A 7,812-nucleotide genomic window follows, 5' to 3' on the forward strand; every position below is an offset into this window, starting at 1 on the left:
TCAAATACTATTGCTGAACTCCAGAAAAAAACAAAAATCAGGAATAGATATTTGGAATTATTGAATCCAAATGGGATAGACCACATCAGCATTAAGCCCAAAAATACAATGGTATTCAGATAGTTTTTTTGGCATACATTCAATTTTATGTAAAATGCGTTTAATTTATCGAGCCATTCAGGTTTTTTTTTCTTATCTTCTGAATTCGACACAAAATCATCTCCTGCAGCAAAAAATAAAAATTAGCTATTTTAATCGATAATAAAAATAGAGCTAAATAAGATTTAGAAAATAACCTATTGCAACACCTTTTGCGGCCACTTCGTTAGAAGGACAGTCAAACTCAGTGTCCTTTCCTATTACACGTATCTTATGACCAGGCAGACGAGAAACTGTATACATATCTAGAATACCATCAATATCTAATAACCATTGCCCATTAGAAAGATCATTTCTTTGCATTTCAATTAGCCAAGTAAAATTTCCACTACGAACACAAATGATATTTTCTATATTAACACCTTTTGGAATAAAAGATTTGTCTATGTAACAAGACCCATCATCAATGAGTTTACCTGCCAACAGTGTTTTTTGACTTATAATGGGTAATTCTGGAACAGTAATCGCCTCATAAGGAGACTTAACTCTTTCACCAGTCGCTAACCATTCAAGTGAAGCACCAGTATCTAACGCGCAAGTTATCACAACATCACCAGGGAAATACTCTCGGCGAACCCAAGTGCTTATAGTTCCTGTTGATATAGCCAAATACTCACTTAATTCCTTTTGAGTATTAAAACCGTACGCTTCCATGACTCTCTGAAGGACAGCTTTTCCTCCAGATGAAAGCATCTTTTCAATAAGTGCCTTACCTTTTTCATATCGAGAGGGAACACCTTTAGGCACCTCATGACCAATGTTTGCATTTGCAAATTTACCGGTGACTAGCCAACGAAGATCTGTACCAGTATCTAAGGCACATTTAATGATTGGGTTACCTGGAACGCTGCCACGCTGAAGCCAGCCGCTTATGTTATTGGCTGGAATAGCAAGCGCCTCGGCTAAGCTTTTCTGAGAACTCACTCCATAAGCTGTCATTAATCTGTTCAGGATTTCCTGACTATCCATCTTTTCGCCAACCATAAATGCACCGAAGTGATAAAAAAACATTTACCAAATCGCTTTTACGATCTAAAGTGACAACACACCATATGTCACACAGTAGAACTCAAAACGACTAAAAGGAGATTTTGCTTTATGTCTCATCAGAATGCAATTCAAGTACAAGCCGATAAGACGCCGTTATCTAAGGAACTGTTGAACTCTGTCGTATCCCAGCTGCTACCGGCCTTGGAGTCAGCCCTGTCTGCAACTATTGTGAACTCAATAAGTTTGCAACTGACTACGCTCGCCAATTCCCCAACAATCTCTAAGAAAGATTTTGCTACAATTAATGGTATCAGCTCCGCAGTCCTCGAAAAGTGGATCGCGAATGGTGTCGTTCTGCTTGCACCAACTCCTTCAACTACAATCACACAGCAACGCAAAAACCGAAAAACAGGTCAAATGCAAACTGTCGTTATGGAACGTCATGGCAATGCCCTGATCAATCTTGAGGCCTGGCGTGAGAAAAACCGTCAGCAAGCCATCAAGTGCCGCTACATAAATCGTTGAGTCAGATTATTCAAACTAGCAGGGACTAACAATGTTTGATTATCGCGTTTCCAAACACGCTCACTTTGACGATGCATGCAAGGCATTTGTGAATCGTCATAACCTTACCGAACTTGCAGCGCTTATGGGCACCAAACCCCAAATCCTGCGCAATAAGTTTAACCCTGAGCAACCTCATAAACTTACCTGTGAGGAAGTTCTTTTAATCACTGATTTGACTGAGGATGCCGCCCTTCTCGATGGCATGCTGGCACAGATAAATTGCCTGCCGTCAGTTCCGGTCAATGAGATTGCTACTTCTAATCTTTCAACCTACGCACTACAGGCTACTGCCGCCGTAGGTTCTATTGCAGCTGATGCAGTGAAAGGTGGTGCGGTCAGTTCTCAGCGTCGAATGTCATTACTCGAAGGTGTTAATGCCGGTATTCGCCATCTGTCACTGATCGGTTTAGTTGTTCAAGGCCGAGTACAGGCATCCCCTGCGCTGGCATCCGCAGTTGGTGCTATTGCAAGCGTCACGACAAATGGGCTGATGTGAATATGGCTGTTTCTATTGCTCCATTTTTAAAACAGCAAAGTCCTTCTCGCCATTTCGGCCATGGTTGCATCGAATTGCCAGGTGGAAAGCGTTGGAACCCTTCAATGTCACAAGCCACTGCCCCGCAGGCCGTGAGAAATTCAAAACCGCTTTTAAAGCGCCTGTTTAGTTGAGGTGATTATGTCTTTAGTGAATGAAGAACATATTCAAATAGGCAAGAAACATCTTTCCAGAATTAAAGAGATGTTTGAATTCAGAAAGAACGTAGCGCAGGAAACATTTGATACTCAGCCGCTGCATATGCGTAGAACAATCTGTTTTCATGCTGGCTTATCTCGCCGCCATCTTGAGATGAAATTTGCTGAATTAACGCCGACGGAAAGGCATCAAGTAGTTGCGGCGCTAAATTCTTTGCTTGGTTTAACTGAATCACTGCCGAAATTTATCAGTGATGATGATTGCAAGATAAATATTAAACACTAACCCGTATTCAAACTAATTGGCGTCAACTCGCCGGGCATTCGTTTGCCCAAAAACAGGAGTTCTGCATGAAAAATATGATTGATAACACCCGTCAGAATATTGTTGGTTTGCCAGTTATGGGCATTGATTTAGCTTCACCAGAACGCGATTACACATCAGTTCTTGATTTGTCGTTGATGCTCGACACTGCTCGTAATGAAGAACGCGCTAATAGAGCGGTAGTGTTTGCCGGACGACTTGAAGCGATTGCCAGTTTCATTCTCAAACGTGAAATGACAGGAATTGAAGCTGCTGAAGCACTCCGCATCGAAGCTAACCGAATTCAAAGTGAAGCGGAGGCGTAACTATGGCTGATGTAATTGACACAGCCCAGGAGCGCACTGATCTCGTCCTTTCCGCCCAAATCCAAGCCGCCCGCGCAACTGTTGCAGGCGTTTCTGCAATGTTTTGCCTTGACTGTGACCGACCAATTCCCGAAGCACGCCGCGCCGTTCTGCCTGGTGTTGAGCTTTGCGTGTACTGCAAAGAGCTGGCTGAACTCAATGCCAAACACTATCGAGGTAACCAGTGATCATATTTGCGATAGTGTTGCTCGTACTGGCCGCGATCAATGCGGGCTATCTGGTCATTGATCTCAAAGACGGCATGTAATGCAGACCAGCCGCTTCACTCCTCAGATTAAAACGCCCGCAGCTTGGGCGTTTCCCTGGAACAAACCACGTCAGGCCGTTTCTGGTCTTGAAAGACCGCTTACCCATGATGAATACGATCAGGGGCAAGCCGTTTTAATCAGAGTAAAAACACTCTCTACCGACCTGCGGGAGATTTTCACAGGTCGTCATGCGTATCTGCTGAAAACCCAGGGTATCCACGCTGCCAATAAATATCTGATTTATACCCTTGGTCGCAGCATCCTTCCCCGCGTCGAAGCGGTTAATGCCGCTCACGCAATGAATGTTAAAGCCTCCATGAAATTCATGTCTGAGGCAGACACCTATCACAGCCTGCCGAGTATGAGCGATAAACCGCTGCGAAGGTTCGCTCAGGACATCGCCGGGCAACTCAAAGAAATCTATGAAGACCGTTGTGATCAGCTGCTTGCTCAGTACAACGAGGATAATTCGATTCTTTTTGAGCGTGATACCCAGTGCGAGCTGTACAGCGAAATCGCAGGTATGGCACAGGCTTTCAATGTCACGCCGATGTACTGGACAAGGTATTGCAAAGGCAAGCTGGATGCCGTTTCCGCTATCGCCTCCATGTCGCGCCTTGTTAATCCGGATTGGTGGTTACGGCAACTGAAAGGCCAGCGCACCCGCTGGCGTGAATCCTTGCTGATCGCCATCGGCAAGGTGAACCGTGACGCTTCCCCGTATGCCAGTAAGCAGGCTATCCGTGAAGTACGTGCGCGCCGTCTGTCGAATCTCGACTATCTGAAAAGCTGCGACCTGGAGAACATCGAAACCGGCGAGCGTTTCAGTCTGATCGACAAAGTGATGGCGAGTATTTCAAACCCTGAAATCCGCCGCATGGAGTTAATGAGCACGATCGCCGGCACCGAAAAATATGCCGCTGCAAATGGGGACATCGGGATGTTCCTGACCATCACCACCCCTTCTAAATATCACCCGACCCGCATGGTGGGTAAGGGCGATAAAAAGCGCGTTCAGCGAAATCACGCCTGGGACAAAGAAGCCTATACCCCGAAAGATGCGCAGCGTTATCTGTGCGGGATCTGGAGTAAAATGCGCACCGCATTCAAGGATAGCGGTCTGTCTGTTTACGGGATGCGCGTTGTTGAGCCTCACCACGACGCGACGCCACACTGGCACATGATGTTATTCACAAAGCCCGCCATGCGTCAGCGGGTGATCGATATCATGCGCAAATACGCCATGAAAGAAGACGGTGACGAACGCGGCGCTGCAAAGAATCGTTTTGACTGCAAGCATATGAACCGTGGCGGTGCGGCTGGCTACATCGCCAAATACATCGCAAAGAACATCGACGGTTATGCACTGGAAGGCGAGCGCGACCACGAAACCGGCGAGCTGCTGACAGATTCCGCTGCCGCTGTCACAGCCTGGGCTGCTACCTGGCGGATCCCCCAGTTCCATCCTATCGGCCTGCCAACCATGGGTTCATACCGTGAGTGCCGCCGCATCCGTTCCATCAGTCTGACTGAAACCTTTGACGAAGAAGTGGAAGCTGTCCGCGCTGCTGCTGATGCCGGTGATTTTATGGCGTACATGTCAGCCCAGGGCGGCGCAAATGTGCCTCGCGACGATCAGACTGTGCGCGTAGCTCGCCGCGTTGCTGACGAGCTGAATGCCTACGATGAAGAAGTGAAAAAGGTTGTGGGCATTTTCGCGCCTCACCTGGGCGACTCCCGTGTTTATGAAACCCGTACAACTCAATGGCGCATCGTTTCTTCCGCCGTTGACGTTGAGGTTTTGACCTTAAAAAGCGCCTCCGGCGCGCCTCGGAGTCCTGTCAATAACTGTGGGTTAGGTGGAAAGAAACAGGCTACAAATTGGCATGATAGGCAGGCTGGGAGCAACGCTACGGCGTCCACTTCTGACAACCTGCGAGTTATTGACTGGACAGACACTGCCGCCGTGAGGGCGATTGTGGCGCGTATACGTGAAGAAACGCCGAAGGTGAGTAAATCACAGCGAAGTTTTGACCCCACTAAAGGCCGTGATGTTGCCCCATCGGCAAGATTGACGCCTGAAGAACGGGTGCGACTGCCTCAGATTGAACAGGAATTGCTTAAAAACGATATCAAAGCTCAAAGATGGGAGCTGGAAGCATTAACCCGGGGAGCCAAAATCAGTTTTGGTGATGTTGTGATCCATCATCCCCCTCTTATGGACTGGCAGGAATTTTATGACGACTAGGACTGTTTAAACATTCATCTAAGCTATTGGTTAAAAAGTAACATTCAGTTTTTATTGGAATTTGTTAAGGAATGGTAATATTATACTGTATAAATAAACAGTGCATTGGAGTGAGTAATGGAATCCTCTCATGAGCTAAAGATGGCTTTGATAAAAATCCGGCTTATGGCTGACATCGCACAGTCAGGCCAGTGCAGAAATGACGAGTACGCATTGGTGATGGAAATGATCTCTGATATGGCCGACAGCGTTCTGGATGAAGAAGACACGCCATCAGTGCCGTTCTCTGTTTACGACGATGAAGAATAGCCAGGAACGCGGGCGATCTCTCTTTGATAGCTCTGCATGCAGTGAGTGCATGATTTTGCATTGTGATCGCCCTGCTCTTTTCTCCCCGCGACACCAGTGCTGGCGTGGATCACAGTGGATCACGCAACTGCATCAAAAGCGACCTATAAAGCGGGCAGGCGTGGCGGGGATAGCATTGCGCGCAAAGCTGAACATTCATTTAAACCTTATGGACATAGGAGCATTCTCAATGTTAGCTTATAAAAAACTTACATAACCTTTCAAGGCTCAAAGATGGATATGCTTCAACAACTCATCTATTTAAATAAAATAAAAAAAATTTTAGGGCATTACTCTACAAAACAAGGAAAAGTATTAGGGAATAAAGCCGCAGCTCTAAAAAGGCTTGGGTTAATTGTAAATAGCACTAACAAAGATAAACTCGATGTTTTTACCAAGGTAAGTTCTCAAAACTATCGAATCAGAGACCTATTAAATCTCTCCTTCAGTAAACGAGATGTTTACGTAGACACATGCGCTGAACAGAACGTTCCAATAAAATTTATTTTAGGAAGTTTTTTAAATTTTTATTCGCAAAATTTAGAAAAATTCGAAATTTTTGAATCCAAACGAAAAGAACTTGAACGTTTCTTTGCACGAGATGATTACTTACCAGCTATAACTTTATTAGATGATATTGATGAAAGTTTTGGTAAAAGTATTTGGAGTCTAGACTGTCGAATGGCTTTAACAAAAAAGATAGCGCCTGATAATAACTTAAGCCATTTAAGGACGGGCGTAAGTCATAGATTAGGCCATATTTCTTTCTTACTTTCTCAAAAACAACTCTCAAAAAGCCCATTAGCATTTCAACAACAGGTAACGAATCATAGCTTTGCAGAAATGAGGAAGGGATCAAAAAGAAAATATGCTGAATTCCTATCATTCCTCCTCTTGAATGGGGATTTAGACAAATCCCAAGATGGGAGCCTGGCATTAGTTTTCACGCAAAGACTATATCCTATAGATAAACTAATATTTATTACAAAAATAATAAGTGAAATGTGTTCCAATCAAAAGGAGCATGACTTCCCCATGGAGGATATCCACGATTTTATTGTGGAAATGTCGGCAATATCGAATGATCCCAGGTGGACAAATCTCAAAGAACTGATAAGCACCAAGGTCAATAAAAGAACAAATATTCGTTTAGAAAGCATTCTAGCTGCATATTCGCTTGGGGATTATAAAAAAACAATCGAGTTATGCAATGAGTTTTATCAGGCATTTCCTGAAGAGCTTTCAATAATCGATATTCATGCAAAATCAATTTATTTTCTAAATAAAAAGAATAACGCAACCCCAAGTTTGCCTTATGATAAATTCAGAGATATTGTTGTATCTAATTTATATAAATCATATCTAAGCCCTAAAAACTATGAGAGCAGTTTAAGTATCGCAGAAGATTCAAAGTTCAGACTAGGATGTTTTGAATGTGTGAATACTTTTATGCCAGCATTTTATTCAGCATACCCATTTGTAAATCAAGAAAAAATCACGAAGTCTTGTACATTACTTACAGGAAGCCCTTTTTTCATAACCCCTAAACATTTAGTGAAAATAAAAAATGAACAGTTTGGCGTATATAATTTTGAACATGATAAAACGTTAACTCCTCTTTCAAAAAGTAGAGAGTATCGTAGAAGGCTTGAGAAACTATTGAATGATAATGAAAGTAATCAAGCAGAAATAATCGATTATCTTCACAAAGTAGAAGATTATTACGATATAACCCCTCCAGAGATAGCTCAGTTGAGAAGTATTTGTTTTATTAAAACATCAAAATATCATGAGCTACTTGAATTAACAAATAACAGCTGTTCCCAAAAATCAGAAAATACTATTCTTTTCCCTATATCTCACATTGCT

General features: G+C 43.7%; 11 protein-coding genes. 9 read left to right on the forward strand and 2 right to left on the reverse strand.

The annotated features are described in order from the left end of the window. Nucleotides 1–212 (reverse strand): hypothetical protein (locus EYY67_RS24620; RefSeq protein WP_207391114.1); only part of this gene is annotated, 212 nt, incomplete at its 3' end. Between the two features lie 61 nt (nucleotides 213–273). Continuing rightward, nucleotides 274–1,170, reverse strand: a complete 897-nt coding sequence (locus EYY67_RS24030) for a phage repressor protein CI (RefSeq protein ID WP_242675636.1) — start codon at nucleotides 1,168–1,170, stop codon at nucleotides 274–276. An 87-nt stretch (nucleotides 1,171–1,257) separates the two neighbouring features. On the opposite strand from EYY67_RS24030, the gene EYY67_RS24035 reads away from it, so the two are divergent. The 9 genes from EYY67_RS24035 to EYY67_RS24070 all read left to right on the forward strand — a co-directional run. After that, complete coding sequence (locus EYY67_RS24035; RefSeq protein WP_131694577.1) at nucleotides 1,258–1,674, forward strand: hypothetical protein; 417 nt, start codon at nucleotides 1,258–1,260, stop codon at nucleotides 1,672–1,674. A gap of 31 nt (nucleotides 1,675–1,705) precedes the next feature. After that, nucleotides 1,706–2,212, forward strand: a complete 507-nt coding sequence (locus tag EYY67_RS24040) for a phage regulatory CII family protein (protein ID WP_131694578.1) — start codon at nucleotides 1,706–1,708, stop codon at nucleotides 2,210–2,212. A 2-nt stretch (nucleotides 2,213–2,214) separates the two neighbouring features. After that, on the forward strand, nucleotides 2,215–2,385 hold the full coding sequence (locus EYY67_RS24045; protein ID WP_119826354.1) for a phage filamentation protein Fil family protein: 171 nt from the start codon (nucleotides 2,215–2,217) through the stop codon (nucleotides 2,383–2,385). 7 nt (nucleotides 2,386–2,392) lie between these two features. After that, complete coding sequence (locus EYY67_RS24050; RefSeq protein ID WP_121020104.1) at nucleotides 2,393–2,695, forward strand: hypothetical protein; 303 nt, start codon at nucleotides 2,393–2,395, stop codon at nucleotides 2,693–2,695. A 65-nt stretch (nucleotides 2,696–2,760) separates the two neighbouring features. Further along, a complete protein-coding gene (locus EYY67_RS24790) occupies nucleotides 2,761–3,039 on the forward strand; it encodes a DUF2732 family protein (protein WP_242675637.1) in 279 nt (92 codons plus the stop codon). 2 nt (nucleotides 3,040–3,041) lie between these two features. Continuing rightward, nucleotides 3,042–3,266 (forward strand): TraR/DksA family transcriptional regulator, encoded by a 225-nt coding sequence (locus EYY67_RS24060; RefSeq protein WP_131694579.1) that lies wholly within the window; start codon nucleotides 3,042–3,044, stop codon nucleotides 3,264–3,266. Nucleotides 3,267–3,345: 79 nt separating this feature from the next. Next, on the forward strand, nucleotides 3,346–5,595 hold the full coding sequence (locus tag EYY67_RS24065) for a replication endonuclease (RefSeq protein WP_131694580.1): 2,250 nt from the start codon (nucleotides 3,346–3,348) through the stop codon (nucleotides 5,593–5,595). 141 nt (nucleotides 5,596–5,736) lie between these two features. Then, the gene (locus EYY67_RS24565) at nucleotides 5,737–5,904 is read left to right on the forward strand and encodes a hypothetical protein (protein ID WP_165498002.1); all 168 of its coding nucleotides are present in this window, start codon (nucleotides 5,737–5,739) and stop codon (nucleotides 5,902–5,904) included. Nucleotides 5,905–6,177: 273 nt separating this feature from the next. Next, nucleotides 6,178–7,812 (forward strand): hypothetical protein (locus tag EYY67_RS24070; protein WP_131694581.1); only part of this gene is annotated, 1,635 nt, incomplete at its 3' end.

This window comes from Rahnella victoriana (genome assembly GCF_004330295.1).
Classification (GTDB): domain Bacteria; phylum Pseudomonadota; class Gammaproteobacteria; order Enterobacterales; family Enterobacteriaceae; genus Rahnella; species Rahnella victoriana.

Bases quoted from the DNA above. Each gene is read 5' to 3' on its own strand.
- EYY67_RS24030 (WP_242675636.1), bottom strand. From the start codon at position 1,170: ATGTTTTTTTATCACTTCGGTGCATTTATGGTTGGCGAAAAGATGGAT.
- EYY67_RS24035 (WP_131694577.1), top strand. From the start codon at position 1,258: ATGTCTCATCAGAATGCAATTCAAGTACAAGCCGATAAGACGCCGTTA.
- EYY67_RS24040 (WP_131694578.1), top strand. From the start codon at position 1,706: ATGTTTGATTATCGCGTTTCCAAACACGCTCACTTTGACGATGCATGC.
- EYY67_RS24045 (WP_119826354.1), top strand. From the start codon at position 2,215: ATGGCTGTTTCTATTGCTCCATTTTTAAAACAGCAAAGTCCTTCTCGC.
- EYY67_RS24050 (WP_121020104.1), top strand. From the start codon at position 2,393: ATGTCTTTAGTGAATGAAGAACATATTCAAATAGGCAAGAAACATCTT.
- EYY67_RS24790 (WP_242675637.1), top strand. From the start codon at position 2,761: ATGAAAAATATGATTGATAACACCCGTCAGAATATTGTTGGTTTGCCA.
- EYY67_RS24060 (WP_131694579.1), top strand. From the start codon at position 3,042: ATGGCTGATGTAATTGACACAGCCCAGGAGCGCACTGATCTCGTCCTT.
- EYY67_RS24065 (WP_131694580.1), top strand. From the start codon at position 3,346: ATGCAGACCAGCCGCTTCACTCCTCAGATTAAAACGCCCGCAGCTTGG.
- EYY67_RS24565 (WP_165498002.1), top strand. From the start codon at position 5,737: ATGGCTTTGATAAAAATCCGGCTTATGGCTGACATCGCACAGTCAGGC.